A 15,760-nucleotide genomic window follows, 5' to 3' on the forward strand; every position below is an offset into this window, starting at 1 on the left:
GTCCGGCTATCGCAGCGAAGCTACTCGATGGCCCGCAATGGCAGCCTCGCGGGTCTACGCCTAAGGTGGGAAGACACTTGGCCAGGCTTGAGTTAATATGTGGAAGTGTTTTCCATATTCATGCCGGATCGGTCAGTGAGCGAGCCGGCACATCAGGTTTCGTCTGGGCAAGTGAATGAGCGCAGCTAGAGCGCAACGCATACCGAGCCCGCTTCAGACAGAACGTAGGAGACTCTCATGACCGAACGCGTAACCTGCCACCGCCTGCAGGTGGCTGCCGAGCTGCATCGCTTCATCGAGAACCGCGCCCTGCCCGGGACCGGCATCGACGCCGCTGCCTTCTGGAGCGGGCTCGATGCGCTAGTTCATGATCTGGCCCCCACCAACCGCGAGCTGCTCGCCGAGCGCGACCGTCTGCAGCGCGAACTCGACACTTGGCATCGCGAGCATCCCGGTCCGGTGAGCGACATGGCGGCCTACCGCACCTTCCTCAAGGAAATCGGCTATCTGGTCGAGGCGCCGAGCTCGGTCAAGGTCACCACGAGCAACGTCGATCCCGAGATTGCCGTGCAGGCCGGTCCGCAGCTGGTGGTACCGGTCAGCAACGCCCGCTATGCGCTGAATGCCGCCAACGCCCGCTGGGGCAGTCTCTACGACGCGCTCTACGGCACCGACGCCATTTCCGAGGCCGATGGCGCCGAAAAGGGCACGAGCTACAATCCCAAGCGCGGCGAGAAGGTCATCGCCTACGCCCGCGGCGTGCTCGACCAGGCCGCACCGCTGGCCGAGGGCTCCCACAAGGACTCCACCGGCTACGCGCTGCGTGATGGCAAGCTCGTCGTCACCCTGCAGGGCGGCGGCGAGACCGGGCTCAAGGAGCCTCAGCAGCTGGTCGGCTATCAGGGCGATGAAACCGCGCCCCAGGCGATCCTGCTTGCCCACCACGGCCTGCACATCGAGATCCAGATCGATGCCGAGCATCCCATTGGCAAGACCGACCCGGCGCATGTCAAGGACCTGCTGATCGAGGCCGCCGTCACCACCATCATGGATTGCGAGGATTCCGTCGCCGCCGTCGATGCCGAGGACAAGGTCATTGTCTACGGCAACTGGCTGGGGCTGATGAAGGGCGATCTCGAGGAGCAGTTGGCCAAGAACGGCAAGACCGTCACCCGCCGGCTCAATCCCGACCGCGAATACACCGCGCCCGACAATCGGACAGTGACGCTGCCGGGACGTTCGCTGATGTTCGTGCGCAACGTCGGCCACCTGATGACCACGCCGGCGATCCTCGACGAGAACGGCGCCGAGATCCCCGAGGGCATGCTGGATGCGGTGATGACCAGCCTGATCGCCATGCATGATCTCAACAAGAAGGGCAGTACCGGAAGCGATGCCGGCTCCATCACCAACAGCCGCGAAGGCTCGGTGTACATCGTCAAGCCCAAGATGCACGGCCCCAAGGAAGTGGCGTTCTCCAACACGCTGTTCGGCCGCGTCGAGGATCTGCTGGGTCTGCCCCGCGACACGCTCAAGATGGGCATCATGGACGAGGAGCGCCGTACCACGGTCAACCTCAAGGCGTGCATCAACGAAGCCGCCTCGCGCGTGGTGTTCATCAACACCGGTTTCCTCGACCGTACCGGCGACGAGATGCACACCGCCATGGAAGCCGGTCCGATGATCCGCAAGGGCGATATGAAGGGCGCCAAGTGGATTGCCGCCTACGAGCGCAACAACGTCCAGGTCGGCCTGGCCTGCGGCCTGCGCGGGCGCGCCCAGATCGGCAAGGGTATGTGGGCCATGCCCGATCTGATGGCGGCGATGCTCGAGCAGAAGATCGGCCATCCCAAGGCCGGTGCCAACACCGCCTGGGTCCCGTCGCCCACCGCCGCGACATTGCATGCCCTTCACTATCATCAGGTCGATGTCGCCGCCATCCAGCAGGAACTGGAAGCGCAGGGCGAGCCCGACCTGCTCGACGACCTGCTCACCGTGCCGGTGGCCGAGAATCCCAGCTGGTCCAGCGACGAGATCCAGCAGGAGCTCGACAACAACTGCCAGGGCATCCTGGGATACGTGGTGCGCTGGGTCGAGCACAGCGTGGGCTGCTCCAAGGTGCCCGATATCCATGATGTCGGCCTGATGGAGGATCGCGCCACGCTGCGTATCTCCAGCCAGCACATCGCCAACTGGCTGTACCATGGCGTGGTCAGCGAGCAGCAGGTGCGCGAGACGCTCGAGCGCATGGCCAAGGTGGTCGACGAGCAGAACGCGGGCGACGCTGGCTACACGCCGATGTCCTCGCATTTTTCTGACTCCAGCGCCTTCCAGGCCGCCTCGGACCTGATCTTCAAGGGCCGCGAGCAGCCGGCGGGCTACACCGAGCCGCTGCTGCACCACTGGCGTGCGGTGCACAAGGCCAAGGTCCGTCAGGGCTGATCAGGCACTAGCCTCGACGGTTTTGCCGTTACCGACGGCCCCGGGACATGAGTCCGGGGCCGTTTTTGCATCCTGGTGATGCGAAACGGCGTCGGGCTGCGCTATCTTTGCCTTTGCAGCATGACCGCTTGCCACTGACCGCCGGGAGATCCTGCCATGCCCGTGATGACCGCCGCCGCCATCGAAGATTTTCTCGACGGTGTCTTTCCCCATCGCCAGGGAACCATCGAGGGCGTCGACGACAGGCGCGCCACCATGAGCCTGGCCATCGAGGATGAACACCTGCGCCCCGGCGCCTGCGTATCGGGGCCGACGATGATGGGGCTGGCCGACGTCTGCCTGTACGTGGCGATTCTCGCCCAGATCGGCCCGGAGCCGATGGCGGTGACCACCGATCTCAACTGCCATTTCCTGCGCCGTGCCCGCGGCGATCGCGACCTGATCGCCAATGCCCACATCATCAAGCTGGGCCGACGGCTGGCGGTGGGCGAGGTGCAGCTGTTCTCCGGCAGCGACGAAGACCCGGTGGCCATCGTCACCGCCACCTATGCGTTGCCCGATCGCGACGAGGATTAGGGGCTGGTGACGTTTCAGCGCGAACCGCGTTGCAGCGTCAACAGACCCTAGACGCTTCTGCCCCGCCAGGCCGTCACCGCCAGCGTCAGCCAGCCGGCCATGAACAGCATGCCGCCCAGCGGCGTGATCATGCCCAGTCCCCGGGTGCCGAGCAGGACCAGGGCATACAGCGACCCCGAAAACAGCACGATGCCGGCCCCCCACAGCGCGAGCACCCACCGCTGACCGCGAAGCGGCATCTGCTGGCGCCATATCAGCACGGCGAGTATCGCCAGGGTGTGCCAGGCCTGGTAGCGCACGCCCGTCTCGAAGGCCTCGAGCAGCTGCGCGGACACCTTCCCTTCCAGACCGTGCGCCCCGAAGGCGCCGGCCATGACCATGACAAAGCCGCTCAGCGCCGTGGCGACCCAGGCAAGACGATAGGGCATGTTAAGCATCTCCTGAATGTCTATGCTGCGTTGATGGACGATGCGTGACGTGCACTGACGTTTCATCATGTGCGCACCACGGCTATCATGCCGGCCTTGAAAGGTCCGTCTCGATGACATCAGGCGCGGTGTCTCGGGCAGGCGCATGACGAACCCAGGAGAATAATGCCATGGAACCCCTTGTCTCGCTTGTCGCGCCGTTGCGCGATGCCATCTACGTGGTGATGACCCCGGTCAGTGACTTCATCTGGAGCTATATCCTGGTGTATCTGCTGCTGGGGGCCGGCCTGCTGTTTACCGTACTGACACGAGGCATGCAGGTCCGGCTGTTCGGGCACATGGCGAAAGTGACCTTCACCTCTCGCGGCGCGGGGGAGGGCGTCAGCGGCTTCCAGGCGTTCGCCACCTCGATGGCGGCTCGCGTGGGCACCGGCAACCTGGCCGGGGTCGCGCTGGCGCTCTGGATAGGCGGGCCCGGGGCGATTTTCTGGATGTGGATGACCGCGCTGGTGGGCTTTGCCACGGCCTTCGTCGAGTCGACCCTGGCGCAGGTCTACAAGCACAGCAATGAAGACGGTGTCTTTCGTGGCGGGCCGGCCTATTACATCGAACGCTGCCTGGGCTGGCGCTGGCTGGGGTCGCTGTTCGCCATATTCCTGCTGATCGCCTATGGCCTGGCCTTCAATGCCGCCCAGTCCAACACCATCGCCCAGGGAATGAACGGTGCCTTCGGTGTCCCCAACTGGATAACCGGCATCGTGGTGGTCTGTCTGGCCGGGCTGGTGATCTACGGTGGCCTGAAATCCGTGGCGCGTGCCGCCGAGAAGATCGTCCCGGTCATGGCCATTGCCTATCTGCTGGTGGCGTTGTGGATCCTGTTTGCCAATATCTCCGCCGTTCCCGACATGCTCGCGCTGATCGTCAAGAGCGCCTTCGGTTTCGGCCCGGCAGTGGGAGGGGCAGCGGGATATTCGATCAAGGTGGCGATGGAGAACGGCATCAAGCGCGGGCTGTTCTCCAACGAGGCCGGTATGGGCTCTACGCCCAACGCCGCGGCGCAGGCCACCGTGAAGCATCCGGCGGCGCAGGGATTGGTGCAATCCTTTGGCGTTTTCGTCGACACGCTGGTGGTCTGCAGCTGCACGGCGGTAGTGATCCTGCTCTCTGGCGTGTATGAGCGGCTGTTGTCCGACTCGCCGGGAGGATCGATCGAAGGCATCCAACTGACCCAGGATGCCATGGTCGATCATCTGGGCGGGTTCGGCGAGATATTCATCGCCATTGCCATTTTCCTGTTCGCCTTTACCTCGATCCTGGCCAACTTCTCCTTCTCGGCGGTGAACATCGAGTACCTGTTCCGTCGCCATGCGCGCATGGCGGTGCATGTCCTGCGCTTTGCGGTCCTCGCCATGGCCATGATCGGTGCCGTGGCCAACCTCGATTTCGTCTGGGACTTCGCCGATCTCGCCATGGGGCTGATGGCCACTACCAACCTGTTCGCCATCCTGATCATGTCACCGATTGCGCTGCGCGTGCTCAAGGACTACGAACAGCAGCGTCGCAACGGCATCACGGAGCCGGTTTTCGATCCCAAGGTGCTCAAGCGGCCGGAGCAGGTCGATGCCGATGTGTGGCCACCCAAGGATGCCTGAGGCGGACTTTGGCGTTACACTGGCGGCCCCTCAACTCTGGTGAGAGGCCGTCATGCAGATTCAGCTCAATGGAGAGATGCAAGCGTTCGACACGGAGCTGACCGTCAGCCAGCTGATCGATCGGCTCGGGCTGCGCGGGCGGCGCATCGCCGTCGAAGTCAACGAGGACATCGTGCCGCGCAGCGAGCATGACGATACCCGCCTGACGCAAGGCGACCGGGTGGAGATCGTGCATGCCATCGGCGGCGGCTGATCGCATCGAGACCTGCCTTTGCCGCGGCCGGCCCGAGGGGCGGGCGGCCCAGCCCAACTTGTTCAGGCCCAACTTGTTCAGGAGAGTTCCCATGAGCGCTGACACTCGCGTCGATACGCCATTGACCATCGCCGGGCGTACCTTCGCCTCGCGCCTGCTGGTCGGTACCGGCAAGTACCGGGATTTCGACGAGACCGCGACGGCCATCGAGGCCAGCGGTGCGGAAATCGTCACCGTGGCGGTGCGTCGTACCAACCTGGGCCAGAATCCCGACGAGCCCAACCTGCTCGACGCTGTATCGCCCGAGCGCTATACCCTGCTTCCCAATACCGCCGGCTGCTACACCGCCAAGGATGCGGTGCGTACCTGCAAGCTGGCCCGCGAGCTGCTCGACGGTCACAGTCTGGTCAAGCTCGAGGTGCTCGGTGACGACAAGACACTGTACCCGAACGTGATGGAGACTCTCCGGGCCGCCGAGGAACTGGTCAACGACGGTTTCGACGTGATGGTCTACACCAGCGACGATCCCATCGTCGCCAAGGAGCTCGAGCGCCTCGGCTGCTGTGCGGTGATGCCGCTGGGCTCGCTGATCGGCTCGGGACATGGCCTGCTGAACCCGCACAGTCTGGCGATCATTCTAGAGAACGCCGAGGTGCCGGTTCTCGTCGATGCCGGTATCGGCACCGCCTCGGATGCGGCACTGGCGATGGAGATGGGGTGCGACGGCGTGCTGATGAACTCGGCCATCGCCCATGCCCGCCAGCCGGTACTGATGGCCAGTGCCATGCGCAAGGCCATCGAGGCCGGACGCGAGGCGTTTCTCGCCGAACGCATGCCGCGCAAGGCCTATGCCAGCGCCTCCTCGCCGCTCGCCGGCCGTATCAATGGTTGATCAACCCGACAGGATCTTGAAGAAGCGCTGCATGAGTGACGAACGTTTGCCCCCGTCCCGGGCCGAAGACGCGCCCGCCGAACCGGATGCCCCCCAGGCGTCACCGGATGCGCGACCGCATCGTGGCGTGAAAAGCTATGTGCTGCGTGCCGGACGCATGACTGTTGCGCAAAATCGTGGCCTGGAAGAGGTCTGGCCGCGTCTGGGCCTGACGCTTGAGCAAGGCATGCAGGATCTCGATGCGCTGTTCGGACGCCATGCGCCACGTGTGGTGGAGGTCGGTTTCGGCATGGGCCAGTCCCTGATCGAGCAGGCCGAGCAGCATCCCGACACCGATTTCATCGGCATCGAGGTGCATGCGCCGGGCGTGGGCAAGCTGCTCGACGAGGCCGACAAGCGAGGCCTGACCAACCTGCGCGTGTATCGCGAGGACGCGCTGGAGGTGCTGCGCCGCTGTCTGCCCGAGGCCTGTCTGGATACGTTGCAGCTGTTCTTTCCCGATCCTTGGCCCAAGAAGAAACATCACAAGCGACGTATCGTGCAGCCGGCATTCATCGAGCTGGTGCGTACACGGTTGAAAATCGGCGGCCTGTTCCACATGGCCACCGACTGGGAGCCCTATGCCGAGCAGATGGCGGAACTCATGGACCAGGCACCGGGCTATCGCAACACCGCCACCGACGGCATCTTCGTGCCGCGTCCGGATTTCCGCCCGCTGACCAAGTTCGAGGTGCGCGGCGAGAAGCTGGGGCATGGCGTGTGGGATCTGATCTATACGCGCATCGACTGATGCGCTGCCATGCCAGGGTCGTCCAGGCGCCGCTTTCTCGGAAGCGGCGTTTTTTTGTGCTGACGTTGAGATGGCGCAAGACGTGGCAGGATAAAAAAGGCCGCCCGGGTGGGCGGCACAAGACCGTGACTAGCTTGATGAGGAGAAACCATGGCGGGAACCTGACTTCCTGCCAATGGCAGCGGTGGCTGGCAAGCAACCGCCAATAAAAGATAATCATTATCATTCAATGCGTCAAGCCGGCGATCGCTTTTTCTTTTCGTTTGGCCGGGAGCCTCGCCGTAAGGTATATCCGGTCATGGGGGTATAAACAAAAAAGGCCGCCCGAGTGGGCGGCACAAGACCGTGACTAGCTTGATGAGGAGATAACCATGGGCAGGAACCTGACATTCGCTGCTTAGGCCAGCGGCACTTGGCGAGTACCACTGGAAGTAAAGGTAATCATTCTCATTTGAATCGTCAAGCGTAACGAGAATATTTTTCATCGAATACCGGAGGTGTCGCATGTCCCATGTCGTCATGTTCAGCGCCCAGCCCTATGACCGGCGCTTCTTCGACGAAGCCAACACGCGCCACGGTTTTCTGATCACCTATCATGAAACCGCCTTGACCCTGGAAAGTGCCATCCTGGCACAGGGGGCCGACTGCGTATGCGTCTTCGTCAACGACTGTCTCGATGTCGAGGTGCTCACCCGGCTCAAGGCGCTGGGCATCGGCCAGGTGGCGCTGCGCTGCGCCGGTTTCAACAATGTGGACCTCGCCGCGGCCGAGCGGCTGGCGATAAGCGTCGTCCACGTGCCGGCCTACTCGCCGGAGGCCGTGGCGGAGTATACGCTAGCGTTGCTGCTGACCCTCAATCGGCGCACCCATCGGGCTTTCAATCGGGTCCGGGAAGGCAACTTCATGCTCGAAGGCCTGTTGGGGATGACGCTGCATGGCAAGACGGTGGGCATTATCGGCACCGGGCGCATCGGACTGGCTGCGGCGCGGATATTTCACGGTCTCGGCTGCCGCCTGCTCGGCGAGGACCGCTACCCGGCGTCCGCATTCACCGACCTGGGAGGGGAGTATGTGCCGCGCGCGCGTCTTCTGGCGGAGAGCGACGTGATCACCCTGCATTGCCCGCTGACCGAGGAGACCCGCTATCTGATCAATGCCGAGACGCTGGAGCTGATCAAACCGGGAGCCCTGCTGATCAACACCTCTCGCGGAGCACTGATCGATACGCGGGCGGTGATCGACGCCCTCAAGTCATGCCAGCTCGGTGGCCTGGGTATCGATGTCTACGAGCAGGAGACCTCGCTGTTCTTCCGCGACCGCTCCAGCGAGATCATCGACGATGACGTCTTCCAGCGCCTGGTCACTTTTCCCAACGTGCTGATTACCGGCCATCAGGGCTTCTTCACCCGCGAGGCGCTGACCGAAATCGCCGAGGTCACCCTGGATAACCTGGCGTGTCTGGCGCGGGGCGAGGCGTGTGCCAATCGCGTGCTGCCGGCCAAGGCCTGAGACGGCACTTAGCCGGCCAGGGCCAGCCAGGCAGGCAGTGTCAGCATCGCCAGCAAGGTCTGGCCGGTGACCAGGGCGGCCATGAGCTCTGCATCGCCACCCAACTGGCGAGCAAGGATGTAGGCGGAGGTGGCGGTAGGGAGGGCGGCGAACAGTAGCGCCACGTCGCGGGTGATCGGGTCGATGCCGGTCAGCCAGGCCAGCCCCAGCACCACCAGCGGCATTGCCGCCAGCTTGATGAGGCTCGAGTACCAGAAGGCGCGGCCGCTACCCAGCAGAGCGGCAGGGCGCAGCGCCACGCCAACGGCGATCAGCCCCAGCGGCAGGGCGGCGCGGCCGATCAGTTCGACGACCGGCCGGCTCCAGCCGGGCAGGCCGATACCCGACAGGTTGAGAGCGATACCGGCCACACAGGCCAGGATCAGCGGGTTGCGGGCCAGTGCCGCCAGGCTGCGAGCGAGACTCGAGGGCCCCAGAGTGCCGGCGGCGATGAACCCGGCCACGCACAGCACGTTGACCACCGGAACCATCAGTGCCACGGCAACGGCCGCCGCCGTGGTGCCGGCCGGACCGTGCAGCGCGGCGGCACCGGCCACGCCGACGTAGGTATTGAAGCGCAGTGCGCCCTGCATCACCGAGGTGAAGGCGGGAGCCTCGAGCGACAGAGCGTGGCGCCAGCGCCACAGCACCAGGGCAAAGAGGATCATGGCGCCTAGCAGCACCAGTGCCAGGCGGGCCACCGGTACCTGCGAGACGTCGGCATTGGCAAGCGTGGCGACCAGCATGGCGGGGAACAGCAGAAAATAGATCAGCCGTTCCATCTGCGGCCAGAAGCCACTGCCGGGGAAGCCTCGCCAGCCGAGAGCGACACCCAGCAGTATCAGTAGAAACAACGGGCCCAGAGCGCTTTCGACCGCGGTCATGTTCTCTCCGTCATGGTGATCGGGCCGCCCCGCTGGGTGGTCGGCGACGCGTACATGATGGACCGCAGCGGCACATCATGTGTCTCGGCTAATATAGCGTAGCGAAGCCGATGACGGACAGTGTCCGGCGCACGTCATGCTGGTAAGCTGAGCGTTCCTTTCCGGAGTGCCGGTCCCGCTATGCAACCTTCCGACATGCTGCGTCACGATGACGACAAGACACGTTCGCCGCTGCTCAATCTGCTGATACTCGTCACGCTGGCCACCATGGTGGTGGCGTTGTGGTACCTGGCCGATTACTACATCCACGGCTCGAACCAGGACATCACCTGGTATCCCCCCAACGGTTCCTGCGATCTGATGCACGAGGCCTGCTCCGCCGAACTGGGGCTGCATTCGCGCCTGACATTCGGTGTCGATGGCGAACTGCGCCCCATGGCGCCCATCGAACTCAGCGTCAGGCTTGAAGGGATCGAAGCTCAGGACGTCTTCGTCGAGTTCATCGGCCGCAACATGAACATGGGGCTCAATCGCTTCCATCTCGAGCCGCAGGACGGCGGAGTCTTTCACGGCGTGGGGCAACTCGGTATCTGCACTGACAACGTGATGCCCTGGCGCGCCCAGGTGGTTGTCGAGACGTCCCAGGGACGCAAGGGCAGCTGGTTCGATTTCGATCTCCGGCGGAGGCCCCTATGACGAATCGGCGTCCTGTCATCGGACTGCTGGTCCTGACGCTGATGCTGGCCGGTTTTGTCGGAGGGCTCCTGGTCCATCGTTGGCAGAATGATGGCGGGCCGGCCGAGGCGGGCGGCCCTATCGTGCTGGACTCGACCCAGGCGCAGGGCGAATTCCGGCTCTCGGCGCTCGGGCCGGACCAGATCGCAGTCATTTTCTTCGGCTACACCTTCTGTCCCGACGTTTGCCCCGTGACGCTGGCCAACATGCGTCAGGCTCTGGCACAACTGCCCGAAAAGGCCCGGGAGCGGGTAGTGCCGGTGCTGATTTCCGTCGATCCCGAGCGCGATACCCTGGCACGCCTGGAGGCCTATGTGAGCCACTTCGGCCCCGCCTTCGTCGGCGCCACGGGCACGCCGGAAGCGCTGGCGGAGATCGGGGAGCGTTACGGTGTGGTCTGGCGCAAGGTCGGAGCCGAGGAGGATCCGCAGGGATATAGCGTGGATCACTCCAGCTCAATCTTCATCGTCGATGCGCAGGGCCATATTCTCGAGCAGGTGGTCTTCTCGCCGACGCCCGACGTGTTACGCGAGGCCCTGTCACGGGCGCTGGCTTTCTAGAACGTCGCCGCCCGCGACTCCTTCTTCTCCTGCAGTGGGCCCCTGCCGCTGATGTGATCGACCATGGCCTTGAGCGCCGCGGTTTGCCGGCCGTTGTGGGTATCGTGCAGCGGATGCAGTTGCCAGGTACTTTCGTCATAGCCCCACCAGTCCCAGCAGCCCTGCGGATTGGGCAGGCTGGGTTCGGCCTGGGGATAAAGCACGACCAGGCGGTGTTGCGAGGCCCAGCGATTCAATCCCGAATGGCGCGCGAAAGCCTCGCCGATCCGTTCGCTGCTCATGTTGCAGCCATGCAGCGCAACGGTGAGTGCGCAGGGCCGACCCTGCTCGCAGCTCTCGGGCACATAGACATAGCCGGTCTCCGCCAGGCGGCGTCCTGTATAGAAGTCGCGCTGGTCGAAGGGGTAAAGCGTACCCGCGGCTATGGAGGCAGCTCCGCCTTGCGTGGCGTCGGGGTGCCGCTGTGGGTAGAGCCAGGCGAGGGCGTCGTCGGCATTCGATGTGTCGCAGTCAAGCAAGTAGGGACTGGCCTCCTCGCCGCAGGGTACGAGGGGGGCTTCCTTGGTGTCATCGGCCGTCGGCCAACCGTGAGCGGCCTGGGGGGCGAGCCGAAACTCGAGCTGGCGTTGTGGATCGGCGAGCCAATGGCGGTACTGTTCGGCCAGGAGTTCACCCAGGCGGGGGGCGATCACCGCGTCCTGCGCGCCGTGCCAGATGAAGACGCGCTGCTGGGCCAGGGCTGCATCACTGCCTACCAGATTCTGCGCCTGGTAATCGGCGCGCTGTGCCTCGATGGCGTCGAGATCGGGCAGGCCGTCACGGGTATTCATGCACTGGTTCAACGCGTGGTGCAGGCTGCCCCGGGCGCAGTGCCAGGGGCCGGCGGCAAAGACAGCCAGCCCGGAAAACGTTTCCGGCCATGCTACGGCCAACTGGGTCGCCATATAGCCGCCTGACGATACACCCATCACGCTAACGGCATCCGGCTCGACAGTGAGAACCGGCAGCGGAGGCGGGCCGCTCTCCTCCTCGGCGACGGCGAAAGGCGACACCGCGAGTGTGAGGAGCAGCATCAGAGCTGTGCGACCTTGCATTTTTTCTTTGCTTAAACAGTCAGCTAACGAACGCATCACGAAATGTTGTCCACAAAATAGGAAAGCTCGATACCCAGCCGGTTGTGGATAGCTACGCCTGCCGTTATGGTCACCACGGCTTCGTGAGCCTTCGAAATTCGACAGGCTTGACAGGCAGTTATGAGTATCTCACAACGCCTGCGAGACATTCTGCTAGAAGAGGTGAGATGAATTGCCACACGCTATCCCCGGCTTGATCACTGCAGAAACACAATGCATCCACAGTATTATCCACAGGCTCGAGGCTGACAAAAAAACGCCGCCCCGGTGGGCGGCGTGCATGACGGCGGCTTTATTCCCCGCTATCTGAGCCGCTGTTCTGGGAAGTCTCGGCACCATCCTCGATACCCAGCAGCTCGACCTTGAAGGTCAGCGCCTGGTTGGGGCCGATGGGACCACCGGTGCCGGCCGGGCCATAGGCGAGGTCGGAGGGGACATAGAGCATCCAAGTGTCACCCACATGCATCATCGGCAGCGCTTCCTGCCAGCCTTCGATCACCTGATCGACCTGGAAGCTGATCGGTTCGCCCCGCTTGTAGGAGCTGTCGAATACCGTGCCGTCGGGAAGCGTACCTTCGTAGTGCACCTTGACTGTGGAATCGGCACTGGGCGACTCCCCGTCACCGGACTCGAGCACCTTGTACTGGAGGCCGGAGTCGGTGACCTCGACGCCTTCCTTCTTGGCATTCTCGGCCAGGAAGGCCTCGCTGGCCTTGCGGTTCTCCTCGGCGAGCTGCTTCATCTCCTGTTCGCGTTCCGCGACCTTCTGCTGCTGGAACTGGGACAGGGTCTGCATCATCTCCTCTTCGCTCATCTGCAGGTCCGCATCGGAATAGACATCCTCGATGGCCTGGGTGAAGGCGTCGATATCGAGGTTGTCGATGTCCTGCACGAGGCTTTGCCCCAGCGTGGCGCCGATGCTGTAGCTGAGTTTCTCCTCGTCGCTCTGCGGTGCGGCGAAGGTCAGCAGAGGCGCGGTCAGCAGGCTGCCGAAAGCCACGGCAGTCACCAGTTTTTTCATGAAAACTCCTTGAGGCGGTTCACTTCGGATAAGACCGGTAGGCGCCGTGACGCGGTACGGCCGAATGCCAGGGTGGTCTTGGAATTTACTGGGACTCTAACAGGGTACGATAGGTTCCGCATCCGTGTGGCTTCCGGGCCCTCGGCTTGACATTGATCGGGCTTTGCTCTTTTCTGGCTTTACATCGACAACAAAAGGGGAACGTGATGCAACTGCGCAATATCGTGATCGGAATGACCGCTCTGGGCATGGTGGGCATCGCTTCGTCGGCATTTGCCGAGACCTGGCGTTTCGGTCTCGAGGAAACCGAAGGCAGTGTCCAGTACGGCTACGCCGAGCAGTTCAAGCAGATGATCGAGGAAAAGAGCGACGGCGATATCACCGTGCAACTGCTTCCGTACGGCTCCTGGGGGTCGGACTATTCAGCGCTTTACGATGCCATCCAGAACGGTGCGATTCAGATTGGCTTCGGTTCCGGTTTCCTGGGCGGCACGGTGCCCGAGAGCCAGCTGATGAGCCTCAACTTCGTCATGCCCAACGACCAGCTCGAGACGGCAAAGATCCTCAACTCCGACGAATTCTTGAAGAGCGAGCCCTGGCAGCAGGCGTATCGTGAGCGCGACCTGGTGCCGCTGGGCGCGCTGCCCGAAGGCTATCAGGTCTGGACCGCCAACAAGGAGATCCGCACTCCGCAAGACATGCAGGGATTGCAGATCCGTGTCATGGACAACAGCCTGCTGCGCAGAACCTACCAGGCTTATGGAGCGGCGCCGATCACCATTGCCTACGGCGAGCTCTACAGCGCCCTGCAGCAGGGCCAGGCGGAAGGCAACATCCAGCCGGTCTTTGCGCACGAAAACATGGGCTTCTATGAAGTTCAGGACTACATGATCTTCGCCGATCAGTCGCAGTTCATCGCCAACCTCATCGGTAATCTGGACTGGTATGAAGGGCTGTCCGACGAGCAGCGTCAGATGCTCGACGCTACCCTGGATGAAATGGTGCAGAAGGGCCACGATATCCAGACGCAATTCAACTCCGAGCGTCTCGACACCATCAAGGAGAAGAGCGATATCAACATCATTCACCTGAATGATGAAGAGCGTGCCCAGTTCCGTGAACTTGCCGAACCGGTTCGCCAGGTCTACGTCGACATGGTCGGCGAGCGTGGCAAGCAGTCGCTGGATATTCTTCTCGATCAGATCGACAAGGCAGGCTCCGGCAACCAGGGTTCCTGATACACCGTAGCCAACGGGCCGGCAGCATGTGCCGGCCTGCCGACTCACCGCCCGGAAGTCCATGCTTCCGGGCGTTTTCGTTCGTCTGTCCGACAGCCCCGATCGGCGCGGACTGGAACCGGGCCGTCGTCGCGTGCACCAGGGCATCAGCCGCTTCGTCACGCGCTACATGAACCGCTACGGACGCGCCGCGTGAATCGCTGCGGGGCCTGCCCGGTATGTCACGGCCTGCACTGGACGAGCCGCGCGTACCGGCACAAGAGGAGCATGCGGGAAAGATCGGCCCGGCGCGAAGGCCGGGCCGGTGCGGGTCAATCACCGCCCAGCGAGGGCAGCAGCAGAGAAATCTGCGGGAACAGGATGAGAATGAGGGTGGCCAGCAGCAGAATGGCGATGAACGGAGGCGTACCGCGAATCACATCCATGTAGGGACGGCGGAAGACGGCGATGGCCGTGAAGATGTCGCAGCCGAACGGAGGAGTCGCCGAGCCGATGGCCGCCTGCAGCGTGACGATGACGCCGACGTGTACCGGGTCCAGCCCCGTGGATTCCACCAGGGGTTTGATGATCGGGACCAGGATCAGTATGACCACGATCGGGTCGACGAACATGCAGCCGACGAAGAAGGCGGCTGCGATCAACAGCAGCGCCAGGAACTGGTTGTCACCGACGCTGCCGATGATCGGTCCCAGGATCTTCTCCGGTACGCCGGCGGTGCCCAGGGCCTGGGAGAAAGCGGCGCCGATGGCGACGAGAATGAAGACGACGGCGGTGATCATGCCCGTGGACAGGGCGAGGCCGCCGAGATCGCGGATCGAGACCTGGCGGTAGATCACCACCTCCAGGATCAGCGCGTAGGCAACCGCGACTGCCGACGCCTCGACGGCGCTGAAGAAGCCGCCGTAGATGCCCCCGACCACCAACACCGGAAAGCCGAGCGGCAGAATCACCCGGCGAATGGCGCGAAAGCGCTCGCTCCAACTCGCCCTGGGCTCCGCTTCGATGCCCTTGAGCCGTGCACCGATATAGCAGTAGACCGCGAACATCGCCAGGATCAGCAGTCCCGGCAGAATGCCGGCCAGGAACAGGTCGCCGATCGAGGTCTTCATCACCACGCCATAGACGATGAAGCCGATGCTGGGCGGGATCAGCAGGGCGATATCGCTGGCGTTGATGATCAGGGCCAGGGTGAAGGCGTCGCTGTAGCCCCTGGCCAGCAGGCGTGGACGCATGGGGCCGCCCATCGCCACCACCGTGGCCTGGGTGGAGCCGGAGACGGCGCCGAACAGGGCGCAGGAAGCGGCGGTGGTGATGGGCAGACCGCCACGAACATGCCGGGTGAATACGTCGACCACATCCAGCAGCCGGTTGGCCGTGTGGCCCTTGGTGAGAATGTCGGCAGCGAAGATGAACATGGGGACCGCTGCCAGCACCCAACTGCCCACGCCGTTGATCATCCAGACGACAGCCTGGTCGGGGCCGAAAAAGGTCATACCGGTAAACATCATGTATAGCGTGCCTGCCGCCAGGGGGACCATCATCGGGAACCCCAGCAGCAGAAGCACGAGCATGATCACGCCTAGCCAGATCAGCATGCGGAAATCCTCG

16 protein-coding genes are annotated in these 15,760 nt (G+C 63.4%); 11 read left to right on the forward strand and 5 right to left on the reverse strand.

Annotated features, from left to right (window positions below; all coding sequences use genetic code 11):
* The first annotated feature begins 237 nt into the window (after positions 1 to 237).
* Both ACYQ12_RS02375 and ACYQ12_RS02380 read left to right on the forward strand, forming a co-directional pair.
* The gene (locus ACYQ12_RS02375; RefSeq protein WP_459867159.1) at positions 238 to 2,442 is read left to right on the forward strand and encodes a malate synthase G; all 2,205 of its coding nucleotides are present in this window, start codon (positions 238 to 240) and stop codon (positions 2,440 to 2,442) included.
* Positions 2,443 to 2,598: 156 nt separating this feature from the next.
* Positions 2,599 to 3,018, forward strand: coding sequence for a PaaI family thioesterase (locus ACYQ12_RS02380; RefSeq protein WP_459867162.1), 420 nt, complete (start codon positions 2,599 to 2,601; stop codon positions 3,016 to 3,018).
* Positions 3,019 to 3,065: 47 nt separating this feature from the next.
* Here ACYQ12_RS02380 and ACYQ12_RS02385 read toward each other — a convergent pair whose 3' ends face one another.
* Positions 3,066 to 3,446 carry a DUF423 domain-containing protein gene (locus tag ACYQ12_RS02385; protein ID WP_459867165.1) on the reverse strand — a complete coding sequence of 127 codons (381 nt, stop codon included), beginning with the start codon at positions 3,444 to 3,446 and terminating at the stop codon, positions 3,066 to 3,068.
* Between the two features lie 170 nt (positions 3,447 to 3,616).
* On the opposite strand from ACYQ12_RS02385, the gene ACYQ12_RS02390 reads away from it, so the two are divergent.
* From ACYQ12_RS02390 to ACYQ12_RS02410, 5 genes are all read left to right on the forward strand, one after another.
* Entirely contained in the window at positions 3,617 to 5,098 is a 1,482-nt protein-coding gene (locus tag ACYQ12_RS02390) for an alanine/glycine:cation symporter family protein (RefSeq protein ID WP_459867168.1), read from the forward strand.
* Between the two features lie 52 nt (positions 5,099 to 5,150).
* Positions 5,151 to 5,351 (forward strand): sulfur carrier protein ThiS, encoded by a 201-nt coding sequence (gene thiS / locus ACYQ12_RS02395; protein ID WP_459867171.1) that lies wholly within the window; start codon positions 5,151 to 5,153, stop codon positions 5,349 to 5,351.
* A gap of 91 nt (positions 5,352 to 5,442) precedes the next feature.
* Entirely contained in the window at positions 5,443 to 6,243 is an 801-nt protein-coding gene (locus ACYQ12_RS02400; protein ID WP_459867174.1) for a thiazole synthase, read from the forward strand.
* A 31-nt stretch (positions 6,244 to 6,274) separates the two neighbouring features.
* Positions 6,275 to 7,033: a tRNA (guanosine(46)-N7)-methyltransferase TrmB gene (trmB, locus tag ACYQ12_RS02405; RefSeq protein ID WP_459867177.1), complete on the forward strand. Its 759-nt coding sequence runs from the start codon at positions 6,275 to 6,277 to the stop codon at positions 7,031 to 7,033.
* Positions 7,034 to 7,537: 504 nt separating this feature from the next.
* Positions 7,538 to 8,542 carry a 2-hydroxyacid dehydrogenase gene (locus ACYQ12_RS02410; RefSeq protein ID WP_459867180.1) on the forward strand — a complete coding sequence of 335 codons (1,005 nt, stop codon included), beginning with the start codon at positions 7,538 to 7,540 and terminating at the stop codon, positions 8,540 to 8,542.
* An 8-nt stretch (positions 8,543 to 8,550) separates the two neighbouring features.
* Here the strand turns inward: ACYQ12_RS02410 and ACYQ12_RS02415 are convergent, their stop codons facing one another.
* The gene (locus tag ACYQ12_RS02415; RefSeq protein WP_459867183.1) at positions 8,551 to 9,465 is read right to left on the reverse strand and encodes an AEC family transporter; all 915 of its coding nucleotides are present in this window, start codon (positions 9,463 to 9,465) and stop codon (positions 8,551 to 8,553) included.
* A gap of 180 nt (positions 9,466 to 9,645) precedes the next feature.
* Between ACYQ12_RS02415 and ACYQ12_RS02420 the strand changes: the two genes are divergently transcribed.
* Together ACYQ12_RS02420 and ACYQ12_RS02425 are read left to right on the forward strand one after the other, a co-directional pair.
* Positions 9,646 to 10,161: a hypothetical protein gene (locus ACYQ12_RS02420; RefSeq protein WP_459867186.1), complete on the forward strand. Its 516-nt coding sequence runs from the start codon at positions 9,646 to 9,648 to the stop codon at positions 10,159 to 10,161.
* Entirely contained in the window at positions 10,158 to 10,760 is a 603-nt protein-coding gene (locus ACYQ12_RS02425; RefSeq protein ID WP_459867189.1) for an SCO family protein, read from the forward strand. Before ACYQ12_RS02420 ends, ACYQ12_RS02425 begins: the two co-directional genes overlap by 4 nt.
* Here the strand turns inward: ACYQ12_RS02425 and ACYQ12_RS02430 are convergent.
* Together ACYQ12_RS02430 and bamJ are read right to left on the reverse strand one after the other, a co-directional pair.
* The gene (locus ACYQ12_RS02430) at positions 10,757 to 11,854 is read right to left on the reverse strand and encodes an extracellular catalytic domain type 2 short-chain-length polyhydroxyalkanoate depolymerase (RefSeq protein ID WP_459867192.1); all 1,098 of its coding nucleotides are present in this window, start codon (positions 11,852 to 11,854) and stop codon (positions 10,757 to 10,759) included. The two genes, ACYQ12_RS02425 and ACYQ12_RS02430, sit on opposite strands and share 4 nt — an antisense overlap.
* 331 nt (positions 11,855 to 12,185) lie before the next feature.
* On the reverse strand, positions 12,186 to 12,914 hold the full coding sequence (bamJ, locus tag ACYQ12_RS02435) for a BamJ family beta-barrel-assembly machinery protein (RefSeq protein ID WP_459867195.1): 729 nt from the start codon (positions 12,912 to 12,914) through the stop codon (positions 12,186 to 12,188).
* 206 nt (positions 12,915 to 13,120) lie between these two features.
* Here bamJ and dctP point away from each other — a divergent pair, with 206 nt between their 5' ends.
* Positions 13,121 to 14,152: a TRAP transporter substrate-binding protein DctP gene (gene dctP, locus ACYQ12_RS02440; RefSeq protein ID WP_459867198.1), complete on the forward strand. Its 1,032-nt coding sequence runs from the start codon at positions 13,121 to 13,123 to the stop codon at positions 14,150 to 14,152.
* 61 nt (positions 14,153 to 14,213) lie between these two features.
* Complete coding sequence (locus tag ACYQ12_RS02445) at positions 14,214 to 14,348, forward strand: hypothetical protein (protein ID WP_459867201.1); 135 nt, start codon at positions 14,214 to 14,216, stop codon at positions 14,346 to 14,348.
* A 115-nt stretch (positions 14,349 to 14,463) separates the two neighbouring features.
* Here ACYQ12_RS02445 and ACYQ12_RS02450 read toward each other — a convergent pair whose 3' ends face one another.
* Positions 14,464 to 15,747, reverse strand: a complete 1,284-nt coding sequence (locus tag ACYQ12_RS02450) for a TRAP transporter large permease (RefSeq protein ID WP_459867204.1) — start codon at positions 15,745 to 15,747, stop codon at positions 14,464 to 14,466.
* Positions 15,748 to 15,760: the final 13 nt, after the last annotated feature.

The sequence above is a fragment of the Halomonas shantousis genome (assembly GCF_054654615.1).

Excerpts from the sequence above, each read along its gene's own strand:
- ACYQ12_RS02375 (WP_459867159.1), top strand. The coding sequence starts at position 238 with ATGACCGAACGCGTAACCTGCCACCGCCTGCAGGTGGCTGCCGAGCTG.
- dctP (WP_459867198.1), top strand. The coding sequence starts at position 13,121 with ATGCAACTGCGCAATATCGTGATCGGAATGACCGCTCTGGGCATGGTG.
- trmB (WP_459867177.1), top strand. The coding sequence starts at position 6,275 with ATGAGTGACGAACGTTTGCCCCCGTCCCGGGCCGAAGACGCGCCCGCC.
- ACYQ12_RS02450 (WP_459867204.1), bottom strand. The coding sequence starts at position 15,747 with ATGCTGATCTGGCTAGGCGTGATCATGCTCGTGCTTCTGCTGCTGGGG.
- ACYQ12_RS02420 (WP_459867186.1), top strand. The coding sequence starts at position 9,646 with ATGCAACCTTCCGACATGCTGCGTCACGATGACGACAAGACACGTTCG.
- ACYQ12_RS02380 (WP_459867162.1), top strand. The coding sequence starts at position 2,599 with ATGCCCGTGATGACCGCCGCCGCCATCGAAGATTTTCTCGACGGTGTC.
- ACYQ12_RS02430 (WP_459867192.1), bottom strand. The coding sequence starts at position 11,854 with ATGCAAGGTCGCACAGCTCTGATGCTGCTCCTCACACTCGCGGTGTCG.
- ACYQ12_RS02425 (WP_459867189.1), top strand. The coding sequence starts at position 10,158 with ATGACGAATCGGCGTCCTGTCATCGGACTGCTGGTCCTGACGCTGATG.
- ACYQ12_RS02410 (WP_459867180.1), top strand. The coding sequence starts at position 7,538 with ATGTCCCATGTCGTCATGTTCAGCGCCCAGCCCTATGACCGGCGCTTC.
- ACYQ12_RS02415 (WP_459867183.1), bottom strand. The coding sequence starts at position 9,465 with ATGACCGCGGTCGAAAGCGCTCTGGGCCCGTTGTTTCTACTGATACTG.
- ACYQ12_RS02445 (WP_459867201.1), top strand. The coding sequence starts at position 14,214 with ATGCTTCCGGGCGTTTTCGTTCGTCTGTCCGACAGCCCCGATCGGCGC.
- ACYQ12_RS02400 (WP_459867174.1), top strand. The coding sequence starts at position 5,443 with ATGAGCGCTGACACTCGCGTCGATACGCCATTGACCATCGCCGGGCGT.
- bamJ (WP_459867195.1), bottom strand. The coding sequence starts at position 12,914 with ATGAAAAAACTGGTGACTGCCGTGGCTTTCGGCAGCCTGCTGACCGCG.
- ACYQ12_RS02385 (WP_459867165.1), bottom strand. The coding sequence starts at position 3,446 with ATGCCCTATCGTCTTGCCTGGGTCGCCACGGCGCTGAGCGGCTTTGTC.
- thiS (WP_459867171.1), top strand. The coding sequence starts at position 5,151 with ATGCAGATTCAGCTCAATGGAGAGATGCAAGCGTTCGACACGGAGCTG.
- ACYQ12_RS02390 (WP_459867168.1), top strand. The coding sequence starts at position 3,617 with ATGGAACCCCTTGTCTCGCTTGTCGCGCCGTTGCGCGATGCCATCTAC.